General features: G+C 71.9%; 22 protein-coding genes. 12 read left to right on the forward strand and 10 right to left on the reverse strand.

The window, feature by feature from the left end:
- Together ACWCPM_RS20060 and ACWCPM_RS20065 are read right to left on the reverse strand one after the other, a co-directional pair.
- The coding region (locus ACWCPM_RS20060; RefSeq protein ID WP_450977672.1) for an ATP-binding cassette domain-containing protein at positions 1 to 177 on the reverse strand (177 nt) is incomplete at its 3' end.
- A gap of 28 nt (positions 178 to 205) precedes the next feature.
- A complete protein-coding gene (locus ACWCPM_RS20065) occupies positions 206 to 877 on the reverse strand; it encodes a DUF4097 family beta strand repeat-containing protein (protein WP_450977551.1) in 672 nt (223 codons plus the stop codon).
- 244 nt (positions 878 to 1,121) lie between these two features.
- Here ACWCPM_RS20065 and ACWCPM_RS20070 point away from each other — a divergent pair, with 244 nt between their 5' ends.
- Both ACWCPM_RS20070 and ACWCPM_RS20075 read left to right on the forward strand, forming a co-directional pair.
- Positions 1,122 to 1,874, forward strand: coding sequence for a helix-turn-helix domain-containing protein (locus ACWCPM_RS20070; protein WP_450977552.1), 753 nt, complete (start codon positions 1,122 to 1,124; stop codon positions 1,872 to 1,874).
- Between the two features lie 300 nt (positions 1,875 to 2,174).
- Positions 2,175 to 2,876: a hypothetical protein gene (locus ACWCPM_RS20075; protein WP_450977553.1), complete on the forward strand. Its 702-nt coding sequence runs from the start codon at positions 2,175 to 2,177 to the stop codon at positions 2,874 to 2,876.
- Positions 2,877 to 3,102: 226 nt separating this feature from the next.
- Here the strand turns inward: ACWCPM_RS20075 and ACWCPM_RS20080 are convergent, their stop codons facing one another.
- From ACWCPM_RS20080 to ACWCPM_RS20100, 5 genes are all read right to left on the reverse strand, one after another.
- Entirely contained in the window at positions 3,103 to 3,555 is a 453-nt protein-coding gene (locus tag ACWCPM_RS20080; RefSeq protein ID WP_450977554.1) for a phospholipase, read from the reverse strand.
- A gap of 269 nt (positions 3,556 to 3,824) precedes the next feature.
- Positions 3,825 to 4,112 (reverse strand): hypothetical protein, encoded by a 288-nt coding sequence (locus ACWCPM_RS20085; protein ID WP_450977555.1) that lies wholly within the window; start codon positions 4,110 to 4,112, stop codon positions 3,825 to 3,827.
- Positions 4,113 to 4,439: 327 nt separating this feature from the next.
- Positions 4,440 to 4,649 carry a hypothetical protein gene (locus tag ACWCPM_RS20090; protein ID WP_450977556.1) on the reverse strand — a complete coding sequence of 70 codons (210 nt, stop codon included), beginning with the start codon at positions 4,647 to 4,649 and terminating at the stop codon, positions 4,440 to 4,442.
- Positions 4,646 to 4,840, reverse strand: coding sequence for a PGPGW domain-containing protein (locus ACWCPM_RS20095; RefSeq protein ID WP_450977557.1), 195 nt, complete (start codon positions 4,838 to 4,840; stop codon positions 4,646 to 4,648). Before ACWCPM_RS20095 ends, ACWCPM_RS20090 begins: the two co-directional genes overlap by 4 nt.
- A gap of 97 nt (positions 4,841 to 4,937) precedes the next feature.
- Positions 4,938 to 7,880 (reverse strand): BTAD domain-containing putative transcriptional regulator, encoded by a 2,943-nt coding sequence (locus tag ACWCPM_RS20100; protein WP_450977558.1) that lies wholly within the window; start codon positions 7,878 to 7,880, stop codon positions 4,938 to 4,940.
- 226 nt (positions 7,881 to 8,106) lie between these two features.
- Here ACWCPM_RS20100 and ACWCPM_RS20105 point away from each other — a divergent pair, with 226 nt between their 5' ends.
- A complete protein-coding gene (locus ACWCPM_RS20105; RefSeq protein ID WP_450977559.1) occupies positions 8,107 to 9,336 on the forward strand; it encodes an amidohydrolase family protein in 1,230 nt (409 codons plus the stop codon).
- A 29-nt stretch (positions 9,337 to 9,365) separates the two neighbouring features.
- Complete coding sequence (locus tag ACWCPM_RS20110; RefSeq protein ID WP_450977673.1) at positions 9,366 to 10,280, forward strand: LLM class F420-dependent oxidoreductase; 915 nt, start codon at positions 9,366 to 9,368, stop codon at positions 10,278 to 10,280.
- 15 nt (positions 10,281 to 10,295) lie between these two features.
- Here the strand turns inward: ACWCPM_RS20110 and ACWCPM_RS20115 are convergent, their stop codons facing one another.
- Positions 10,296 to 11,249 (reverse strand): CHAT domain-containing protein, encoded by a 954-nt coding sequence (locus ACWCPM_RS20115; protein WP_450977560.1) that lies wholly within the window; start codon positions 11,247 to 11,249, stop codon positions 10,296 to 10,298.
- A 19-nt stretch (positions 11,250 to 11,268) separates the two neighbouring features.
- Here ACWCPM_RS20115 and ACWCPM_RS20120 point away from each other — a divergent pair, with 19 nt between their 5' ends.
- From ACWCPM_RS20120 to ACWCPM_RS20150, 7 genes are all read left to right on the forward strand, one after another.
- The gene (locus tag ACWCPM_RS20120) at positions 11,269 to 11,949 is read left to right on the forward strand and encodes a hypothetical protein (RefSeq protein WP_450977561.1); all 681 of its coding nucleotides are present in this window, start codon (positions 11,269 to 11,271) and stop codon (positions 11,947 to 11,949) included.
- 13 nt (positions 11,950 to 11,962) lie between these two features.
- Positions 11,963 to 12,586 carry a hypothetical protein gene (locus ACWCPM_RS20125; protein ID WP_450977562.1) on the forward strand — a complete coding sequence of 208 codons (624 nt, stop codon included), beginning with the start codon at positions 11,963 to 11,965 and terminating at the stop codon, positions 12,584 to 12,586.
- 30 nt (positions 12,587 to 12,616) lie between these two features.
- Entirely contained in the window at positions 12,617 to 13,312 is a 696-nt protein-coding gene (locus ACWCPM_RS20130; RefSeq protein ID WP_450977563.1) for a DUF6338 family protein, read from the forward strand.
- Between the two features lie 196 nt (positions 13,313 to 13,508).
- Positions 13,509 to 14,279, forward strand: coding sequence for an SDR family NAD(P)-dependent oxidoreductase (locus ACWCPM_RS20135; protein WP_450977564.1), 771 nt, complete (start codon positions 13,509 to 13,511; stop codon positions 14,277 to 14,279).
- 105 nt (positions 14,280 to 14,384) lie between these two features.
- Complete coding sequence (locus ACWCPM_RS20140; protein ID WP_450977565.1) at positions 14,385 to 15,503, forward strand: LLM class flavin-dependent oxidoreductase; 1,119 nt, start codon at positions 14,385 to 14,387, stop codon at positions 15,501 to 15,503.
- A gap of 113 nt (positions 15,504 to 15,616) precedes the next feature.
- The gene (locus tag ACWCPM_RS20145) at positions 15,617 to 17,347 is read left to right on the forward strand and encodes an N-acyl-D-amino-acid deacylase family protein (RefSeq protein ID WP_450977566.1); all 1,731 of its coding nucleotides are present in this window, start codon (positions 15,617 to 15,619) and stop codon (positions 17,345 to 17,347) included.
- On the forward strand, positions 17,344 to 18,789 hold the full coding sequence (locus ACWCPM_RS20150) for an aldehyde dehydrogenase family protein (RefSeq protein ID WP_450977567.1): 1,446 nt from the start codon (positions 17,344 to 17,346) through the stop codon (positions 18,787 to 18,789). Before ACWCPM_RS20145 ends, ACWCPM_RS20150 begins: the two co-directional genes overlap by 4 nt.
- A 189-nt stretch (positions 18,790 to 18,978) precedes the next feature.
- Here ACWCPM_RS20150 and ACWCPM_RS20155 read toward each other — a convergent pair whose 3' ends face one another.
- Together ACWCPM_RS20155 and ACWCPM_RS20160 are read right to left on the reverse strand one after the other, a co-directional pair.
- Complete coding sequence (locus ACWCPM_RS20155; protein WP_450977568.1) at positions 18,979 to 20,382, reverse strand: alpha/beta hydrolase family protein; 1,404 nt, start codon at positions 20,380 to 20,382, stop codon at positions 18,979 to 18,981.
- A 70-nt stretch (positions 20,383 to 20,452) separates the two neighbouring features.
- Positions 20,453 to 20,863, reverse strand: a complete 411-nt coding sequence (locus ACWCPM_RS20160; RefSeq protein WP_450977569.1) for a nitroreductase/quinone reductase family protein — start codon at positions 20,861 to 20,863, stop codon at positions 20,453 to 20,455.
- Positions 20,864 to 20,944: 81 nt separating this feature from the next.
- Here ACWCPM_RS20160 and ACWCPM_RS20165 point away from each other — a divergent pair, with 81 nt between their 5' ends.
- The gene (locus tag ACWCPM_RS20165) at positions 20,945 to 21,763 is read left to right on the forward strand and encodes an endonuclease/exonuclease/phosphatase family protein (RefSeq protein WP_450977570.1); all 819 of its coding nucleotides are present in this window, start codon (positions 20,945 to 20,947) and stop codon (positions 21,761 to 21,763) included.
- The last annotated feature ends 4 nt before the right edge of the window (positions 21,764 to 21,767 follow it).

A 21,767-nucleotide genomic window follows, 5' to 3' on the forward strand; every position in this document is an offset into this window, starting at 1 on the left:
GCCGTCGGCGGTGATGAGCGTGGAGAGGATCTTCACGGCGGTGGTCTTGCCGGCGCCGTTCGGGCCGAGCAGCGCGAAGACGGACCCGGCCGGGACGGCCAGATCGATGCCGTCGAGGACGGTCTTGTCGCCGTAGGACTTACGCAGCCCGTTCGCCGCGATGGCCAGGTCGGTCATGGGAGGGACTCCTTCTTCGCAGGTTCTTCTAGAGGCTGCGGGCGGTGATGTCGCCGTAGGCGGTGGTCGCGTGGAGGGTCAGGGCGGCGTCGGCGCCGTCGCTGTTCTTGAGGGAGTTGCTGATCCGGCCGTAGGCGGTGCCGGCGTCCAGGGAGGCGGAGACGCCCTGCGCGGCACCGACCGAGATGTCGCCGTGCTCGGTGCGCAGCGTGACGGTGCCGCGCACGGCCTCGGTGACGCGGACGGCGCCCTTCTGGGTGCTGATCTCGCCGGGGCCGCCGAGCCGTCCGACCGTGATGTCGCCGGCGAGCAGGGTGAGGCGGGTGTCCGCGGACTCGTCGAGCTTGACGGAGCCCTGCGCGCCCTCGAAGACGACGTCGCCGAGCCGTCCGACGCCCCGGAACTCGCCGGCGGCGGTCTTCGCCTCGACACGGGAGCCGGCGGGCAGTTGGACGGTCACCTCGACGGAGCCGGAGGCGCCGAGGATCCGGTTCTTCGCCGCCGGCACCTCGATCCGCAGGACCCCGTCGCCGTAGACGACCTCGGTCTGCTCGGCAGCCTTCACGTCGCGGCTCTTGGTGGCGTCCGCGGGGAGGACCTCGACGGTGGTGTCGGCCCGGTCGGCGGCGATGAACCGGATGTTCCCCGCGGGGACGTCGAGGACGACGGAGACCGGGGCGGGGGTGTCGAACTTCTGCATGGTGCTCTCCTTCAGCCGTGTCGCGGGCTTCTCGCGACTCGTTGTTTCTGATGACGTGAACGCTACGTTGCGTTCATGATTCGGGCAATAAGTTTGTTGCACTGGTTCTTTATTGATGCAGCTCAGAGCGGCAATATCATTGCAATGGCTCTGCCGATAACGCAACGGCATCCATGCAGAACGTTGCAATGGAATGAGAGTGAACGCTATGGTGGAGCCCTCACGCACCACGAAGGAGGCCGGGATGCCGGGAGGCAGACTCACCCAGCAGGAACGTCAGCAGATCGCGCTGGGACTGGCCGACGGCCTCGCCTACGCGGAGATCGCCCGACGCCTCGACCGCCCCACCTCGACGATCACGCGCGAGGTGATGCGCAACGGCGGCCCCACCGGCTACCGCGCCGACCTCGCCCACCGCGCCACGGAGCGCCGCACCCGGCGACGCGGGCAGGCCGCGGCCCAGGGCGCGGAGGCCGCCCCGCAGCCCCACGGGCGCGACGCCGAGGCCGTGCGCGCGTACGAGGAGCTGCTCACCTCCGTGTTCACGCACTCGGGCATGCCCGCGATGATGTCCCGGGTCATGGCCTGTCTGACGATCACCGACGAGGGCAGCCTCACCGCGTCCGAACTCGTCCAGCGCCTCCAGGTCAGCCCGGCGTCCGTCTCGAAGGCGATGGCGTTCCTCGACGGCCAGGGCCTCATCCGCCGGGAACGCGACGAACGCCGCCGCGAGCGGTACGTCGTGGACGACGAGGTCTGGTACGAGTCGATGATGGCCAGCGCCCGCGCCATCACCCAGGTCGTCGACACGGCACGGCAGGGCACCGCCGTCCTCGGCCCCGGCACCCCGGCGGCCGTCCGCCTGGAGAACATCGCCCGCTTCCTGGACTACGTCTCGGAAAGCACGGCCCGCGCGGCGGAACAGGCCCGCGACATACTCCACACGACGGCGGGGACGGTGCCGGCCGAGGATGCGGATCCGGGAACGGATTCATGACGGTCGCGGGTGCTCACCAGCGGAGGAACCGGCCCTGTGGTCGCGCGGGGGTCCCCGGCGCGACCAGGTCGGCGGGTCTGCGGCGCAGCCGGTTCCAGTGATCGCCCGGACGACGGCCGCGGGCGCAACGGCTGTCGTCGGTTCTGCAGACGCGGTACGTCGCCGCGTGCGTGATCCAGCCTTGTTGAACGTCTGTTGCTCGGTGCTCAGTTGCATGCGATGCGGCGAGAGGCAACCTGCCGCTTCACCATGAGTACACGTACTCATGCCCATGCCGGCGTGCGACTTTAAGTTGACGTCATGCCTCGAACAGCAATCACCGCAGCCGCTCTCGCTCTGGGCGCGCTCACCCTCACCGCCTGCTCCAGCACCCCCCAAGCCGCCACCATCGAGACGGACAATGTCGTCTCCGTACCCGAGGGCGAGAACGCCGGCAATCCGCAGCTTGACTTCATGCAACTGTCGCTCAAGATCATCGATGGCTGTCCGCCGCTGGACGGCACCAAGGGGGGCAAGACCTACGGCCCCAGCGACATTCCCATCGTCCCTCAAAGCCCCTCAAGCAAGCGCACCGGCAAGCCCGGCGACCCCGTCCCGCTGCCCGCCGACCCCGCCGACCCGCCCGCCACCGACGACCCCGTTCCGCCCATGCCCGATGGGAACCTCCTGGAGCCGGTCACGCTCACCAAGCCGGAGACCTGCTACGCGGACAAGTTCGCCGCGCACGTCACCACCGCTCTCAAGGGCGTGGGCGAGAACGCCGCCGCGGTGCGAACCGCGCTCCAGCGCGCCGGATACCCCGACGAGCGGATCGTGGACATGAAGCCCGAAGGCGGCTCCCCCCGCGTGCGGATCGACCTGCGCCAACAGGACACCCGCGTCGCCCTCCAGGTCGTGCACGTCGGCACCGGCGGCACCATCGTGGAAAGGTTCGGCGCACAGCCCACAGCGCCCCTCAAGGATGTCCGGTATATCCCGGAGTTGGCGGAATCCCTGAGCTGAGACTCTTTCTCGGCTGGGGCCCAACGTCAGGGGCGGCCTACCAGTGGTGCCAGACCTCAGGAGACTGTCGATCCGCCAGTCCACCGCGGCCGCGGTCTTGCGCTGCGTGGCCCGTACTCGGCGCGGTGTGTCGAGGGTTGTCCGCGAGTGCCCTCCGGGGCGGGGCAGGGTCCCTGGGGCGGAGCGCCCCGTACGTCAGGCGCTCCGCCCCAAGGCGTGGCCGGGGTCAGCCGAAGGCGCGGACGGCCTGGTAGTACGTCCAGGCGGTGCTGTTGCAGGCGGTCTTGGTGGCGCCGCTGTAGCCGTTGCAGACGCGCTTCAGGTCCTCGTAGAAGGCGCTGTCGAGGCGGGCCTTGTTGGCGCTGAAGGAGCCGGCGGCCTTGTAGTTGCGGTACCCGAAGTCGTGGCGGGCGCAGGAGGTGGAGAAGGGGAAGCCGAAGGGGTTGTCGGGCGAGGAGGAGCAGTAGTCGGTCGACCAGTCGAATCCGTACGCGGCCCAGGCGCCCTGGTTGGCGCGGGCGGCGTTCCAGGCGTTGTAGCTGGACGCGCTGGTCTGCGTCCAACTGGACAGCACCTGGGGCTTGTCGGCAGGAGCGGCCCCGGCGGTCGTCGCGGTGGCGACGACGGTGACCAGGGAGAGGGTCGCGGTGGCGAGAGCGGTCGCGAATCTGCGGTGCATTCCCACACCTCCATGAGGCTGTCGCCCGCCTGTCGGGCTACAGGTTCATGACAAGATGATTGACATCGCAACAGTTCCTTCACACCTCACGAGCCCGACAGATCCCTGAACTCTCGGCGCGGACCGGGGATCGGAACGTGAACCTCCGGGGCAGAAGTGACAGAACGTCAATTATTCGCGCCCCAATGCCTCTTGGTTCGGAGCCCGGACACGACTCGGCCGCGGCGGCTCCCCTCCGCGCCGCCGCGGCCGTACCCCGTCGGGATGGCTCAGTTGGCCGGCTCGCTCGTCGCGTGCTGGTCCAGCGGCGCGGCCTCGCCGCCGGTCGCGTGCTGGTCCTGGGTCTTCAGTTCCCCGCCGGTCGCGTGCTGGTCGAGGAGCTTGGCTTCCCCGCCGGTCGCGTGCTGGTCGAGGAGCTTGGCTTCCCCGCCGGTCGCGTGCTGGTCGAGGAGCTTGGCCTCGCCGCCCGTGGCGTGCTGGTCCTGAGTCGTCACCTCGCCACCGGTGGCGTGCTGGTCCTGCGGCGTGACGACGGGCTCGGTCTTCTTCTCGCTCATGACGGTCAACTCCCAGTTCATTTCTCAGGCCAGAGGTCCGACGCCCGGACGGCGACTCCCCCGAGGGCCGCCGTCCGGGCGTCGAGCGGCCGATCAGACTAACCTCACGGCCCGCGTGTCGCTCCGCATCCCCCGCTTGCGGAGAACGACATGACCGAGGATGCCGGACCCCGATAAACGTTCGCTGAACGCCCGAACCCCGCGACGCACTTGGCTCCGCCTCGGCTCGGCCTCGCCACCCTGATGGCGCGAGGACAACGGACCTTTGCCTGGCCGGAGTCCGGCTTCCGGGCCGTGGCAGCGTGTTGGCCGCAGCAGGGCGTTGCTTCAGGGTCTGCGCCGACGGGCTCTCAGGCGTCGGCGCAGCCCTTCGCCGACCTCACCGACGACGACCAGCAGCGCGGCGGACGCCGCGCACGCCGCTAGGGAGGTGCGCTGGTCCAGGGCCTTGCTCAGAAGCCACAGGGCGAGGGCCAGCAGCACCCACCATGCGGTGACCGACCGGACGGTGCGCCACCGGCTGCGCGTGTCGGTCATGACGGGGGTCGCCTGCGGCCCGCCGTCGGCAGCCAGTGAGCCGGCCGACACGCGAGTCCGGTGATCAGGACGGCGAGGCCGGTGACCAGAACGGGGAGACCAGGACCGGGCAGGACGTACAGGGCGGCCCCGGCCGTGGTGAGTGCGGCGCCGACGGCTGTGAGCGCGGTACCGGTGCGTCTTCGCGTCATGGGGTTCCTCATGGTCCGAAGGGTCGGGGACGGTGGGTGCCTGGAGTACCAGGTCGTGGGGGAGTTCCCGAAGGGAAGTGTCCGCCCCCGCGCCCCCTCAAGCCACCGCCACCGGTGTCAGCAGTCCCCGGACCTCCTCCGCCTCCGGTGCGTCCAGTTCCTCGTAGATGCCGAGTGCCTCCCGCCAGCAGACCTGGGCGCGGTCCGTCTGGCCGATGTCGTTCAGGGCGCGGCCGAGGACGGTGAGGACCAGGCCACGCCGCCACTCGCCGCCGATGCCGCGCAGCACGGTCAGCGCCCGGTCCGCGTGGGACGCCGCCTTGGCGGGGTGCCGGGCCGCGAGGTCCACCTCGGCGAGGCGGAAGAGCGTCATGCCGCCCCAGAGGCGCTGGCGGCTGTCCTTGAAGGTCTCCAGCGCCTCGCCCAGGCTCTCCGCCGCGAGCCGCAGGTCGCCGCTGCGGGTGAGCGCCAGCCCCAGCGCGTAGCGGGCGTTGGCCCCGCGCAGCGCGTTGCCCATCCCGTCGTAGATGTCGATGCCCTGCCGGGCGAGGGCGATGGCGCTGTCGACCCGCCCGGTGGCCAGGTGGATCCGGGACAGGTTGCACAACGCGCTGGCCTCGCCCGGCCGGTTGCCGTCGTCGCGGAAGTTGTCGATGGCCGTGTTGAGGTGCAACTCTCCTTCGGCGTGGCGGTTCTGGTAGATCGCGATGATGCCCCGGGTGTTGGGGGCCCAGCAGCCGACCACCGGGTCGGCCGCGTCGCGCGCCATGCGCAGGGCCTCGACGGCCGCCGCGTCGGCCTGGTCGAAGCGCCCGGCGACCATGTGGACGTCGGTGAGCGTGGTCAGCGCGCGCCCGGCCGCCCACGCGTCCCGGGCGGCATGGGCCCGCTCCAGCGCGGCGTTGGCGGCGATCTCGTACTCGCGGGCGTTGGCCCCGGACTCCGCCAGGTCCTTGGCCGCCCACAGCAGGTCGACCGCCCGCCGCAGCCGCCCGTCGCCGACGGACCGGCGCACGCAGGACAGCAGGGCGCCCGCCTCGGCGTACAGCCAGTCCTGGGCGGCGTGCCGGTCGGCGAAGGACAGCCCCGGGTACCTCGTCGCCTCCAGGTGGTCCACCAGCCGGTCGCCGGGCCTCTCCATCGCGTAGACCTCGGCGGCGGTGGCCAGATAGAAGTCCAGCAGCCGCGACATCGCCGCCGCCCGCTCGCCCGGCGGGTGCTCGTCCCGCTCGGCGCACGCACGCGCGTAGAGCCGTACGAGGTCGTGGAAGCGGTAGCGGCCGGGTGCCGCCGATTCGAGCAGCGACATGTCGACGAGGGACTCCAGCAGGTCCTCGGCGTCCTCGGCGGCCAGGTCCAGCACCGCCGCCGCCCCGGCCAGCGAGATGTCCGGCCCGTCGGCGAGGCCCAGCAGCCGGAACGCCCGTGCCTGGGCGGGCTCCAGCTGTCCGTACCCCAGCTCGAAGGTCGCCTTCACCGCCAGGTCGCCGGCCTGGAGTTCGTCCAGCCGGCGGCGCTCGTCGGCGAGCTTGGCCGCGAGGACCGAGACCGTCCAGGTGCGGCGGGCCGCGAGGCGGGACGCGGCGATACGGATCGCGAGCGGCAGGAAACCGCACGCCGCGACCACGTCCAGGGCCGCCTCCCGCTCGGCGGCGACCCGCTCCGCACCGACGATCTTCGTGAACAGCGACAGCGCCTCGTCGGGCGACATCACGTCCAGATCGACCAGATGCGCCCCGGCCAGGTCCACCATCCGCACCCGGGACGTCACCAGCGCCGCGCACCCGTCCGCGCCGGGCAGCAGCGGCCGTACCTGCGCGGCGTCGCGGGCGTTGTCCAGGAGCACCAGCACCCGGCGGCCGTCCAGCACCGAGCGGTACAGCGCCGCGCGCTCCTCGAGCGAGTCGGGGATCGCCGAGTCGGCCGTGCCGAGGGCGCGCAGGAACGAGCCCAGCACCGCCTCTGGCTCCGCCGCCCGCGAACCGGCGCCCTGCAGGTCGACGTACAACTGCCCGTCCGGGAAGACCGTTCTGGCCCGGTGCGCCACATGGACGGCGAGCGTGGTCTTGCCGACCCCGCCGATCCCGGCCAGCGCCGACACGGCCATCACCCGGCCCTCCGCCGACGACAGGACCTCGCTGAGCTCCGTCACGAACGAGGCGCGTCCCGTGAAGTCGGGCACGGTGGCGGGCAGCTGAGCCGGGCGCACCGGGGCGGCCGGCGACTCGGCGACCGGAGCCGACGGCTCCGCGAGACCGGGGTCGGCCGTCAGGATGCGCTGCTGGAGCTCGCGCAGTGCCGGGCGGGGATCGACCCCCAGCTCGTCCGCCAGCAGGCGGCGCGTGTCGGCGTACACCGCGAGCGCCTCCGCCTGCCGGCCCGACCGGTACAGCGCCAGCATCAGCAGTTCCCGAGGCCGCTCCCGCAGCGGGTGCGCCGCCGTCAGCGCGGTCAGCTCGGAGACGGCCTCCGCGTGGAAGCCCTGCTCCAGGTCCATGTCCAGCCGTGACTCCTGGAGTCGCAGCCGCCACTCCTCCAACCGGACGCGCTGCGCCTCCGCGTACGGCCCCGGCACGCCCGCCAGCGCCTCGCCGTCCCACTGGTCCAGCGCCCGCGCCAGCGACTCGCGCGCCCGGCCCAGGTCCCCGGCGCCCCGCGCCCTCTCGGCCTCCGCCGCCAGGTCCTGCGCGACCGCCAGGTCCAGGGCGCCGTCGCCGACCGAGCGGATCGCGTAGCCGCCGGACTCGCTCACCAGCACGTCCGCATCGAGCACCTTGCGCAGCCGGGAGGCGTACGTCCGCAGCGCCGCCAGCGCCTGCGACGGCGGCTCCTCGCCCCACAGGGCGTCGATCAGCTGCGCCGCGGTGGCCGTACGGCCACCGCGCAGCAGCAGCGCGGCCAGCAGGGCGCGTTGCTGCGGGGAACCCGTGGCCAGCGGCTCGTCGCCGCGCCAGGCACGCACCGGTCCGAGCACACCGAAGCGCAGCGTGACGGGCTCTCCCGCTCCGTCCGGACGCCTCTGTGCCGGCACCCCGTCCATAGCCGTCCCCCTAGACAACATCACCGATGCTGCCAGTCTGCCTTGCCCGGGCGGATGCGTCAGCCGCCCGAGACGGCGCTCACAGCCGGGCGTACGGGATCCCACAGGCCCCACACACCCTCTTCGCACACTTCCGCACTGAACTGAGCGCGAAGGGCCGTACGAGATACACCCCTGCCCACGCCCACTAGCTGACGGACCGTCAGATCAGCGCTACCGTGCCCCCATGGACACTGGATTCCCGCAGATCATCTCCGTCGACGACCACACCGTCGAACCTCCGGACGTCTGGCAGGACCGCCTCCCGAGGAAGTACGCCGACACCGGCCCCCGCATAGTCCGCGCCCCACTGAAGGAGATGAGCTTCCTCGGCGGCCGCTTCAAGCCCGTCATGGGCCGGCCCGGCGACGACGGCCCGATCGGCGACTGGTGGATCTACGAGGACCTGCACCGTCCCCTGACCCGCCTCGACACCGCCGTGGGCTACAGCAGGGACGAGATCAAGCTGGAGGTCATCACCTACGAGCAGATGCGCCGGGGCTCGTACGACGTCCCCGCCCGCCTCGCCGACATGGACGTCAACCACGTCCAGTCCGCCCTCTGCTTCCCGACCTTCCCGCGCTTCTGCGGCCAGACCTTCACCGAGGCCAAGGACCACGAGCTCGGGCTGCTGTGCATCCGGGCCTACAACGACTGGATGGTCGAGGAGTGGTGCGGGCCGCAGGCGAGGGGCCGGCTCCTCCCGCTCACCATCATCCCGCTGTGGGACGCCGGGCTCGCGGCGGCGGAGGTCCGGCGCAACGCCGCCCGGGGCGTGCGCGCCGTCGCGTTCTCCGAGATCCCCCCGCACCTCGGCCTGCCCTCCGTCCACACCGACGACTGGGACCCGTTCCTCGCCGCCTGCGACGAGACCGGCACAGTCGTCGCGATGCACATCGGCTCCAGCAGCCGGATGCCCTCCACCTCCGCCGACGCGCCGCCCGCCGTCGGCTCCACCATCACCTTCGCCAACTGCTGCTTCTCGATGGTCGACTGGCTGATGAGCGGCAAGTTCGAGCGTTTCCCGAACCTCAAGGTCATGTACGCCGAGGGCCAGATCGGATGGATCCCGTACATCCTGGAGCGCGCCGACGTGGTCTGGGAGGAGAACCGGGGCTGGGGCGGCGTCGCCGACAAGGTCCACCGGCCGCCGTCCGAACTGTTCGCCGAGCACGTCTACGGCTGCTTCTTCGACGACGCCTTCGGGCTGCGCAACCTGGACTCCATCGGCGTCGGCAACGTGCTCTACGAGACCGACTACCCGCACTCCGACTCGACCTGGCCGAAGTCCAGGGAGGTCGGCGAGGCCCAGATGGGGCATCTGGACGCGGAGGTGGTCGAGCGGATCGTGCGCGGCAACGCGATCGAGCTGCTCGGGCTGACGGAGGACGGCCTGTGGCCCGGGGCGACGCGGTGACCGGCCCGGACGGCGCCGGCGGCGGCGTTCTGGAGTACGGCATCCAGCTCCCGGTCCAGTCCCAGAGCACGATCTACGCCGAGCCCTGGGAGGCCGGCGCGGGACCGGACGACCTCGTGGCCGTCGCCCGCGCCGCCGACCGCGCCGGGTTCGCCTACGTCGCCTGCTGCGACCACGTCGGCGTCCCGCGCCGCCTCGCCTCCGCGATGAGCACCGTCTGGTACGACCCCGTGGCCACCCTGGCCCACCTGGCCGCCGTCACCGAACGCGTCCGGCTGCTCTCCCATGTCGCCGTGGTCGGCCTGCGCCACCCCCTGCTCACCGCCAAGCAGTACGCCACCCTCGACCGTCTCAGCGGGGGGCGGCTGATCCTCGGCGTCGGCGCCGGTCACGTACGGGAGGAGTTCGAGACGCTCGGGGTGGACTTCACCCGGCGCGGGGCCGTGCTGGACGAGACCATCGACGCGCTGCGGGCCGCGCTCGGGCCCGAGGAGTTCCCCGTCCACCACGGAAAGCTCTACGACTTCGAGGGACTCGGGCAGCTGCCCCGGCCCGCACAGCCGCACGTCCCCCTGTGGGTCGGCGGCTCGTCCCCCGCGGCCGTGCGCCGGGCCGCGCTCAGGGGCGACGGCTGGCTGCCCCAGGGCGACCCCCGCGACCGGCTGCCCGGCCAGATCGCCACGCTGCGGCGGCTGCGCGCGCGGGCCGGCGTCGACACGCCGCTCACCGTCGGCGCGATCGCCGAGCCGCTGTACGTGGGCCGCCCCGACTGGGACGTCGGCCGGCGCACGCTCAGCGGCCCGCCCGAGGCCCTCGCCGAGTCGCTGCGCGAGTACCGGGCGATGGGCGTGGACCAGATCCAGGTGCGCTTCCGCAGCCGGGGCACCAGCGAACTCGTCGACCAGATCGAGGCGTTCGGCGCGCGGGTCGCCCCGGCGCTGTGAGGGCGGGCGCCGCCCTCAGGAGCGCCGCGCGTCGTCGGAGGGCGGCCTGACGAGATAGGTCGCCCCCGGGTCCAGGCGCGGGGCGTTGAAGAGGGTGGGGAGGTCGTGGTCGGTGAGCCCCGCGAGTTCGATCGCGACCTTCCCGACGGCGTGGGCCCCCCGGAGGGACTGTCCTTCGCACAGGGCGGTGTAGAAGCCGGCCGCGTAGGTGATGGCGTCCATGTCCCCGATGGAGTCGGACATGCCGATGGCGAAGGGGACCGTGCCGATCAGCTTCTCGGCCTGAGGCGCGGACGCGCAGGAGTTCAGCACGACCAGTCGCGGCGGCTCGTCGACGGCCGCGAGGGCTCGGGCGAAAGCCTGGGCCGTGACGGCGGCGCCGTAGTGCCGTTCGTCGATGTCCCGCTCGAAGTAGAGCAGTTCCTCGCTGCTATGACCGGAGAAGTGGACGACGTGCGGCCGGAAGCGCGGGAGGTGGGTGACCAGATGCGCGGCCGTCGCGGCCGGGTGCGGGTCGATCTCCACCAGGTCCCGGTGCGTGGCGGCCTGTACGGCGTCGCGGATCCTGGCCTGCTCCCGGGCGATCCGCAGTTCCCCCTCGGGCCCCGCCCCGAGCATGAGCACGCGCAGCTTCTCCGGCCTGGCCGTGTTCGGCCCCTCGCCCTCGTGCTGCTCGGCCAGTCGCAGCAGGGCCTCGATCACCGCCGACTCACCACGCAGTTCGGTCACTCTGCGGCTCCACAGGTCGGCCTCCCGGGCGGCTCGGGCGGCCTGGCTCTCGTGCTGTTCGGCGATGGCCAGGTCCGCCGACGCGTCCACGCCCGTCCCGCTCGACGCGCTCGCGCGGGCCTTTGACGCGAACGCGCGTTCGCGGGCCTCTTTGCGTCCGAATGCGGCGGCCGACTGTTCCGCCTCACTGCGTTCCCTGCGTTTCTGCCCCAGCCGTTCGCGAAGGTCGCTCGCGTTCATCTCCTGCCTCCTTCACGGAATGATCACTACCGGATTGTTGGGTGCCGTGGTGTCGCATGGTTTCCGTTCTGGGTGGGAATCGACCCTCCACATCTTCTTCACGGATCGGGGGGTAATGGACGCCGATGACTACTTACGGCAGATGGTGAGCGAAGCCGACCCACGCGTTGTCGACTTGCTCAACAGATACGCCGCCGCCCACGATTCCGGCGACGCGGACGGAAATGCGGACGGCAACTCGGACGGTGACGGCGGCGGGCACGACTGGGGGGACGGACTGGCGGCCGCCGGAGGTCTCGCGGCGATTCTCTCAACGGGGAACAACGCGGTGAAGTTCTTGCGCAGAAAGTGGCAGGGCCGCACCACCGCACCGGCCACCGCGCCGACCGCGGCACAGGCCACCGCACCGAAAGAGCTGCCGGAGCGGCGGAGCGAACCGGACGCCGACCGGCCCGCGGGCGAAGGGGAGCCCGCGCAGCTCTCCAAGGACCAGCTGGTGGATGTGGCGAAGCGCTACCTCGTGAGAAAAGAGGGAATCTCCGAGAGCAACCTGACTCTTCGCTGGGTGAATGAGGATGTCCAGGATTCGTGGTGCCTGGTCTCGTTCGACCTGGCGAAGGGCGGCGTGTGGCACGTGCTCATCAAGACGGTGAAGGGCCACGCCGCGGTCGACAAGGCGAAGTTCCTGACAGAGGAATGAGGGGGGAAGTCGAATGAGTTCGGACAGGCCCGGACATGTGACGGCACACGATCGGTTCCAGGTCGACGTCAGGCTGAGGACGGGAGCCTCGACGACGTTGCTCGTCGAAGACGTCCAGTTCCAGATAGCGCCCCACGAGCAACTGCACAGGCTGCTCCACAGCCGGAATCCGGTGGTGCGGCACTTCCTGGCACTTCTGGACGACGGCCCGGTGGACGTCGCGTACCACCCGGGGCTCGCGTCGAACGCGAAGCACGTGGCGGAGGAGGCCGCCCTGAGCCTGTTCCACGGGCTGGCACTCGCGGAGATGCTGAGGAAGACGGACGGGAAGTACCGGGACAGCGGGACGGAGATAGCCTCCGCGTCGACGGGCGGGTACGCGCCGGCCTACTCGTACCACACCCCCGCGAAGGTCATGGACGCCCTGGGCATCGTCTCTGCCGGGGAGAGGACGGGAAGGCACCTCATCGGGGGCTTCAAGGACGCCCGGGCGACGCTGAACGATCTCGTGACGTGGGCCATGGGGCTGCCCACGCAGGGGTACTACGTCGTCGAGGACGGCACGCCACAGGTGCTGCCCGTGATCGAGCACGAGATCAGGTTCCGCGACCTGGATCCGGTGGGCGGCCGGCACTGACGGCCGCTCCGCCCCGAAGAGAGGGTGCCCATGCCCACCACCGGCGGTGGCCTCCTGCTGCTGGTCGTGCTGCTGCTGCCCGGACTGACGTTCGTCGTCCTGCGGGAGCGCCGGAGCAGTGAGCGGCGGCCCAGCGCCTTCCGGGAGAGCGGTGCGGTCGTCTTCTGGAGCGTCTCGACGGAGTTCGTGACGCTGGCGCTGTTCGCGCTGGTGAGGAGTCTTCTGCCGGGGCTGACACCGGATGTCGGCCGGCTCGTCCGGGAGGGCGGGGCCTATGCGCGGGAGCACTACGTGTCACTCGGCTGGTGGGGAGCGGGCCTGCTGGCCTTCTCGTGCGGTCTGGCCGCGGCTGCGGCGATGCGCGCCGCGGCCGGACGCCACCCGTCCGGCATGTCCGCCTGGTGGATGCTTTTCGACGGGTGGTACCCCGGGGAGAACCCCGTGGTCGGGTGCCTGTTGGAGGACGGCTCCTACCTGGAGGGCCGGCAGGCGTCCTTCAACGTGAGCGCCGACGACTCGCCGGACCGGGACCTCGTGCTGGTGCAGCCGCTGAAGTACCGGCCGCCCGGCGGCACCGAGGTGCGGCCCCTCCCCTGGAGCGCCGCGTGCGTGTCGGCCCGCCGGATCGTCACGGTCTTCGTCAGCTACCCGCTCGCTGAGCCGGGGGCGGCGGCGGGGGAGGCGGGGGCGGCGGCGGGTGAGGGGTCCGGCCCGGCCGCACCGTAGCGTTCTGGCCGCGTTTGCCTGATGCCATGGGAGCCTCTCCTCACGCGGGGGTGCCACGCCTCGCCGCAGGACGACCTCGGCGGCCCGTCCTCTCGAGGGTAGCGGCCCCGCGTCCGCCCCGGCATGGTTCCGCCGGGCTTCTGATGTGACGACTCGTCAGCTACCGTGCCCGACGCCGTTTCCTGAAGGAGGAGCGATGGGCAAGCTGGACGGACGGGTCGTGATCGTCACCGGTGCGGCGAGGGGGCAGGGGGAGCAGGAGGCCCGGCTCTTCAGGGCGGAGGGCGCCGACGTCGTCGTCGCCGACGTCCTCGACGACCAGGGTGAGGCACTCGCCAAGGAGATCGGCGCGCGCTACGTCCATCTCGACGTGGGCCGCGAGGACCAGTGGTCCGCCGCCGTGGCCGCCGCCAAGGAGGCGTACGGCCGGATCGACGGGCTGGTGAACAACGCCGGCATCCTGCGCTTCAACGCCCTGGTGGACACGCCGTTGGCCGAGTTCATGCAGGTCGTGCAGGTCAACCAGGTCGGCTGCTTCCTCGGCATCAGGGCGGTCGCCCCGGAGATGGCGGACGGCGGCACGATCGTGAACACCGCCTCGTACACGGGGATGACCGGCATGGCCGCCGTCGGCGCCTACGCGGCGACCAAGCACGCCGTCCTCGGCCTGACCCGCGTCGCCGCCCTGGAGCTCGCCCCCCGCCGGATACGGGTGAACGCGATGTGCCCCGGCGCCATCGACACGGCGATGTCCAACCCGGCCGCGCTGGACCCGGACGCCGACCCCGAGGCGGCCCGCCGGGGCCTCGACGGTTTCTACCGCAAGCTGGTGCCGCTCGGCCGGGTCGGGCGGCCGGAGGAGGTGGCCAAGCTGGCCCTCTTCCTCAGCTGCGACGACTCCTCCTACATCACCGGCCAGCCGTTCGTGATCGACGGCGGATGGCTGGCCGGGGTCACCGTCATCTGACCTCATCTGATGGTTCGTCAGCTATTGACGGTGCACACCGCTGGTGCCAGAGTCGGCCACACAATGATCTGACGAAGTGTCAGAAACAGAGGACGGTGAACCTCCGTGGAATTCGGGCTCTTTGTACAGGGATACGTGGGCAAGCGCGCCGGGACCGACCCGCTCGCCGAGCACAAGGCGCTGATGGAGGAGACCGAGTACGTCATCGAGGCGGACCGGTCCGGCTTCAAGTACGCCTGGGCGTCCGAGCACCACTTCCTGGAGGAGTACTCGCACCTCTCCGCCAACGACGTGTTCCTCGGCTACCTCGCGCACGCGACCGAGCGCATCCACCTCGGCTCCGGCATCTTCAACCCGCTCGCCCAGGTCAACCACCCGGTGAAGGTCGCCGAGAAGGTCGCCATGCTCGACCACCTCAGCGGCAACCGCTTCGAGTTCGGCAGCGGCCGGGGCGCCGGTTCGCACGAGATCCTCGGGTTCCTCCCCGGCATCACCGACATGAACCACACGAAGGAGATCTGGGAGGAGACGATCGCCGAGTTCCCCAAGATGTGGCTCCAGGACGAGTACGAGGGCTTCCAGGGCAAGCACTGGTCGCTGCCGCCCCGCAAGGTGCTGCCCAAGCCCTACGGGAAGTCCCACCCCGCGATGTGGTACGCGGCCGGATCGCCGCCGTCGTACGCCATGGCGGCGCGCAAGGGGCTCGGGGTGCTCGGCTTCAGCGTGCAGAAGGTGTCCGACATGGAGTGGGTGCTGGAGCAGTACAAGACGGCCGTCGTGGACGCCGAGCCGATCGGGGACTTCGTCAACGACAACGTGATGGTGACGACCACCGCGATCTGCGCGCCGACGCACGACGAGGCGATACGGATCGCCGTGAACGGCGGGCTGCACTACCTGCCGTCGCTGGTGTTCCGCTACCACGACACCTTCCCCCGGCCCGAGGGCTTCCCCGTGTGGCCGGAGACGCTGCCCGAGTACACGGCGGAGTTCGTCGAGGTGCTCATCGAGGAGGAGCTGCTGATCTGCGGCGATCCGGACGAGGTGCTGCGGCAGTGCAAGCGGTGGGAGCAGGCGGGCGCCGACCAGCTGAGCTTCGGCCTGCCGGTGGGGGTGCCGAAGGAGGAGACCCTGCAGACGATCCGGCTGATCGGGGAGCACGTCATTCCGAAGATCGACACGGATCCGGTGCACAGGACCTCGCGGTTCCGGGCAGGGGCCTGAGCGTTGTTCGGCGGGTGGGCGGGGGCTGGTCGCGCCCACGCGGCGGAGCCGCACAGCGATGGCGCCCCGCGCCCCTGCCCGCATCGTCGCAACGCCAACCAGGAGGTGAACCCATGCTCGATCACGTCATCAAGGGCGCGTCCGTCGTGGACGGCACCGGCGTGCCCGCTCGCACCGCGGACGTCGGCATCCGGGACGGCCGGATAGCCGCGGTCGGCGACATCACCGAAGAGGCCCGGACCACTGAGGACGCCGCCGGGCTCGTCCTCGCGCCCGGCTTCGTGGACCCGCACACGCACTACGACGCCCAGCTCTTCTGGGACCCCTACGCGACGCCCTCGCTCAACCACGGGGTCACCACCGTCGCCGGCGGGAACTGCGGCTTCACGCTCGCCCCGCTCCACCCCGACCGGCCCGAGGACGCCGACTACACGCGCCGGATGATGTCCAAGGTCGAGGGGATGTCGCTGGTCGCGCTGGAGGAGGGCGCGCCCTGGAACTGGCACGGGTTCGGCGAGTACCTGGACGCCCTGGAGGGGCGGATCGCGGTCAACGCCGGCTTCATGGTCGGACACTGCGCGCTGCGCCGGTACGTCATGGGGCCCGACGCGGTGGGCGGGCAGCCGACCGACGAGCAGCTCGCCGCCATGGTGAGGCTGCTGCACGACGCCATGGACGCCGGGGCCTGGGGGCTGTCCACCACGCAGTCCTCCACCCACTCGGACGGCGACGGGCAGCCGGTCGCCTCGCGGCACGCCGGCCCCGCCGAGCTGCTGGCCCTCGCGCGCGCGGTCGGCGAGCGCGAGGGGACGCAGATCGAGGCCATCGTCGCGGGCTGCCTGGACCAGTTCAGCGACGCCGAGATCGACCTGTTCGTGGAGATGAGCGCGGCGGCCGGACGCCCGCTGAACTGGAACGTCCTGACCGTCGACGCGTCCGTCCCGCAACGCGTGCCCCGGCAGTTGCTGGCCAGTGAGCGGGCCCGCAAGGCGGGCGGCCGGGTCGTGGCGCTGACGATGCCGATCCTCACGCCCATGAACATGTCTCTGGGCACCTTCTGCGCGCTCAACCTCATCCCCGGATGGGGCGAGATCCTCGGCCTGCCCGTGCCCGAGCGGATGCGGCGGCTGCGGGACCCCGCCGTCCGGGAGCGGATGCTGGAGCGGGCGTCGTCCAAGGAGGCGGGTGTCTTCCGGCGGCTGACGGACTTCGGCCGGTACGTCGTCGGCGACACCTACACCGCCGAGAACGCCGGGCTGTCGGGCCGGGTCGTGCGCGACATCGCCGCCGAACGCGGTCAGGACCCCTTCGCCTGCCTGGTCGAGATCTGCGCCAACGACGACCTGCGGACGGTCCTGTGGCCGATGCCCACCGACAACGACCCCGCGTCCTGGGCGCTGCGCGCCGAGACCTGGCAGCACGAGGACGTCCTGCTCGGCGGCTCCGACGCCGGCGCCCACCTGGACCGCATGTGCGGGGCCCCGTACACCACGCGCTTCCTCGGTGACTGCCTGCGGGGCCGGAGACTGGTGGGTCTGGAGCAGGCGGTGAAGATGCTGACCGACGACCCGGCCCGGCTCTTCGGGCTGCGCGACCGGGGCCGGATCCAGGAGGGCTTCCACGCCGACCTCGTCCTGTTCGACCCGGAGCGCGTCGACGCCGGCCCGGCCACCCTGGTGCACGACCTGCCCGGCGACAGCCCCCGGCTCGACTCCCGGGCGATCGGCGTGCGGGCGGTCTGGGTCAACGGCGTCGAGGCGATCCGGGACGACGTGGTGAGCGGGGCGGTACCGGGGCGGGTGCTGCGGTCGGGGCGGGACACCCGCACGGTGAGCACCCGGTGAGCCGACGGCTGTTCATCGACGGGACGTGGGTCGAGCCGGACGGCGGCTCCTACGAGGTGACCGACCCGGCGACCGAGGAGACCGTCGGGTGGGCGCCGGAAGCCTCGCACGAGCAGGTGCGCCAGGCATGCGCCGCCGCCCGCGAGGCGTTCGGGCCCTGGTCGCGCACGGCCCCCGAGGAGCGGGCGGCGATCCTCGCCCGTGCGGCGGACGTCATCGCGGGGCATCTGGAGCCGTACACGGAGCTGGCCCGGGCGGAGACCGGGGCGACCACGCTCACGGCGCGGCGGATGCAGGTCGGGATCGCCGCCGCCCGCTTCCGCCGGTACGCGCGCGTCGAACCGGCCGAGTGGCCGATCGCGCCGCAGATCAACGAGGCCGGCCCGATGGGGAAGGCGGGCGTGATGGGCGCGCTGGCCGTGCGTCAGCCGGTCGGGGTCGTCACCTGCGTCACCTCGTACAACAACCCGTGGGCGAACACGGCCGGGAAGGTCGCCCCCGCGCTGGCCATGGGCAACACGGTGGTGGTGAAGCCCGCCCCGCAGGACCCGCTCTCCGTGTACCGGATGGCGGAGGCGCTGGAGACGGCCGGGGTGCCGAGGGGTGTCGTCAACGTGGTCTCCGGCCGGTCGGCCGCCGTCGGCGAGGCAGCCGTCGGGTCCGCCGACGTCGACATGGTGAGCTTCACCGGCTCCACGGCCGTCGGGCAGCGCATCGCGGAGGTGTGCGGGCGCTCCATGAAACGCCAGTTGATGGAGCTGGGCGGCAAGGGCGCGGCGGTCGTGTTCGACGACGCGGACCTCGCCTCGGCCGTGGCCGGCATCGGCACGACGTTCTCCTTCTACAGCGGCCAGATCTGCACGGCACCGACCCGGGTCCTGGCCCAGCGGGGCGTGTACGACCGTCTGGTAGAGCAACTGGCGGCCTACGCGGGCCGACTGAAGGTCGGCGACCCCCGCCAGCGGGACACGGTCGTCGGCCCGGTGATCTCGGCGGCACACCGGGACCGCGTGGAGTCGTACGTCGAACTCGGGCGCAAGGAGGGCGCGGTGGTCGTCACCGGAGGCGAACGGCCCGCCCTGGAAACCGGCTTCTACGTCGCGCCGACCCTCCTCGCCGACTGCACCAACGACATGCGGGTGGCCCGCGAGGAGATCTTCGGCCCGGTGGTCGTCGTGGTCCCCTTCGACGACGAGGACGAGGGCGTCGCCCTGGCCAACGACAGCGACTACGGCCTGATCGACTACGTCTGGTCCGGTGACGTGGCCCGCGCCTTCCGGGTGGCCCGCCGCCTGCGGGCCGGCGGCGTCGGCGTCAACACCGTCGGCCGCAACATGGAGGCGCCGTTCGGCGGCTTCAAGCGCAGCGGCGTGGGCCGCGACGTCGGCTCGTACGCCCTGCACGCCTACAGCGAGGTGCAGGCGATCGTGTGGCCGGGGTGAGGCGGCCGGGGGTGCTTTGGCCGGGGTGCGTCGGCGGGAGGGGCGTCGGCCGGGGCGAGGCGGCCGGAGGTGCGTCGGCGGGAGGGGCGTCGGCCGGGGCGAGGCGGCCGGAGGTGCGTCGCCGGGTGAAGCGGCCGGGGGTGCGTCGGCCGGGGTGAGGCGGTGGCCGGGTGAGGTGCCGCCGGGAGGTCAGCCGCCCGGCAGCGTCTCGTCCAGCCAGTCGAAGACCACCTCGCAGTGCTGCTGCGGAGCCATCGGGGAGCAGTGCAGCTGCGCCCCGGTGGCGGCGGTGAGCTTCACGTAGTCCTTGGGCGAGGTCAGCTTGTCGAACATCTGACGGGGCTGGCCGGGGTAGAACTGCTCGTCCTCGTAGTCCAGGACCAGCGTGGGCATCTTGATCCGGCCCACCACCTGCGTGATGTCCAGCGCCTCGATGCGCCGCGCGGCCGTGTAGAAGTCGGTGAACATCCTGCCCTGGCGGGCGTCGAGCATGGCCGGCACGGAGAACGGCTCGAAACGCTTCCTCAGCGTCGCGGCGTCGGCCGCGGACAGCTCCGGGACGACCTCCTTGTTCCAGACGTTGTTGGTCTCGGCCTTGTCCGGCGTGAGGATCTCCCGGATCTCCGGGGGGAAGCCCAGCCACGGCGTCAGACAGCCGGGCATCGCCACCACGGCCGCGAGCCGGCTCTCGAAGGCCGCGGCCCGCGGCGCCAGGTCGCCCGCCATGCTCAGCCCGGTCAGGGCGATGCGGTCCGGATCCACGTCGGAACGCGCGGCCAGCCAGTCGACGAGCGGGCCGACGACCTTCTCCCAGGTCGGGGTGAACACCACCTGGTCCACGAAGAGCAGCTGCCCCTGGCCGGGACCGTCGTAGACGAGCGCGTTCCAGCCCCGGTCCAGCGCGGCCTGGACGCCGTACGTCCACATGTCCACGTTCTGCCCGTCGCTGCCGTTGGTGAGGATCACGGTGCGGCGGCGCCCCGCGGCCGTGTCGGGGCGGAAGAACCACACCGGCAGCGGCGTCCTCCCGTACGGCACGTTCCCGGTCACCGGCGCCGGGTCGCACAGGCCGCAGAACTTGTCCCACGCCCCGCGGCCCGCCTTGTAGAGCTGCTCCTCGCCGCCCGGATCGTCGGAGCCGAGGACGAAGAACAGTGCCTGGGCGTAGTACTGAGCGGCCCGCAGCGCACGCCATCGCGTGGTCCGGGCGTCGGGCCGGCTGCCCTGGGGCGCCGCCATGAGCAGGTCGCCGAGCTTCTTGAAGGTCTCGACGTACGACTGCGAGGACAGGCCCGCCTTGTTCACGGCGTTGACGGCGGTGAGCACCTCGCCGACCTCGGCGGCGCGCTGACCGGACCCGCCGAGCGCGAGCAGGGCGCTGAAGTTGAAGCCCGGGTCGTCGAACAGCGTCATCACGCCGGGGGTGGGGCCGCCGGCCGTGGCGGAGGCGGTGGTGGTGGCGCGGGCCGCGGGCGCGCTGGCGCCGGTCGGGGTGCACCCGGCGGCCAGCACGGCGCCGGCTCCGCCGACCAGCCCGGCGAGTGCGCTGCGGCGGGTGGGCGGGGGCGTGCGGTCTCCGGAATCGTCCTTCATACGAAGTGAACGTAGGACTCCGGTCGTCGGGTCCCGGCACGCCACGCGCCCGTCCTCGCCCGAACGGCCGTCAGGGCCGGGCCCCGCCGTCCTCCAGGTCCACCCGCACCGTCAGCAGGTCCGTGCCGACGGCCCGCACCGCCGAGCTGTTCATCACCGGCAGCTCCCGCAGCCGGGCCCTCGGGTCGTCGTCCGGCAGCAGGTGGGCGGTCCCCTCGTGCCACCGCCCGCCGAGCCGCACCCGCACCCTCGGGTTCGCGCGGATGTTGCGGACGTACTGGGAGCGGTCGCCGAACTCGGAGACCAGCCAGAAGGAGCCGCCGGTGCGACGCCCGCCCACCGGGGTGCGGCGGGGGAGGCCGGACACGCGGCCGGTGGTCTCCAGCAGGGTCTGGAGGGGCACCCGGCGCAGGACGGGATTGAGGACACGGCGCTGGAAGGTCGTGGCGACGCGGAATCTAAGATCGTCGACGCGGCTCATGGGTGTGGCGACTCCTGTCTCGTGACGGGTCCGGTATTGCTTCAATGGTCCTCGGAACGTGGCGCGACGAGGACGGTGGGCATGCGGGTCGTGACCTGGAACCTGTGGTGGCGGTTCGGGCCCTGGGAGCAGCGGCAGAAGGCGATCCTCGGGACGCTGCGCGAGCTGCGCCCCGACGTCGTGGGCCTTCAGGAGGTGTGGGAGGCCGACGGCGAGAACCTCGCCGGGTGGCTGGCGGGCGAACTGGGCCTGCCCCACTGGGCCTGGGCCCCCTCGCACGCCCCCGAACGCTGGCAGCGGCGCATAGACGACCCCGCGGTAGGCATAGGCAACGCCGTCCTCAGCCGCTGGCCGATCACCGAACAGGCCGTCCTCCCCCTCCCGGCGCCCGCGGACGTCGACGACGGCCGCCTGGCCCTCTGCACCCGCCTGGCCACCCCTTCGTACGACGTGCCCTTCTTCACCACCCACCTCACCTCGCCGCTGCACGCGTCGGCGACCCGCTGCCGACAGGTGGGCGCGCTGGCCGAGTTCATCGCGGAGCACCGGGGCGGCACCCCGTACCCGCCGGTCGTCACCGGCGACTTCAACGCCTTCCCCGACTCGGACGAGATCCGCCTCTTCGGCGGCTACCGCACCGCCCCGGCCGTCCCCCGCCAAGTCCTCATCGACGCCTGGGAGTACGCGGACCCCGCTGCCCCGTCCCACACCTGGGACCCGGTGAACCCGTACGTGGCCGCCGGCCACACGCCCGGCGCCCGCATCGACTACATCCACGTCGGCCCGCCCGGCCCGGACGGACTCGGCCATGTCCGCGCGGTCCGGCGAGCGGGCGACGGCCCGGTGGACGGCGTCTGGCCCTCCGACCACCTGGCCGTCGTCGCGGACCTGGCCCTGTAGGTCA

It is taken from the genome of Streptomyces sp. NPDC002309 (assembly GCF_053593375.1).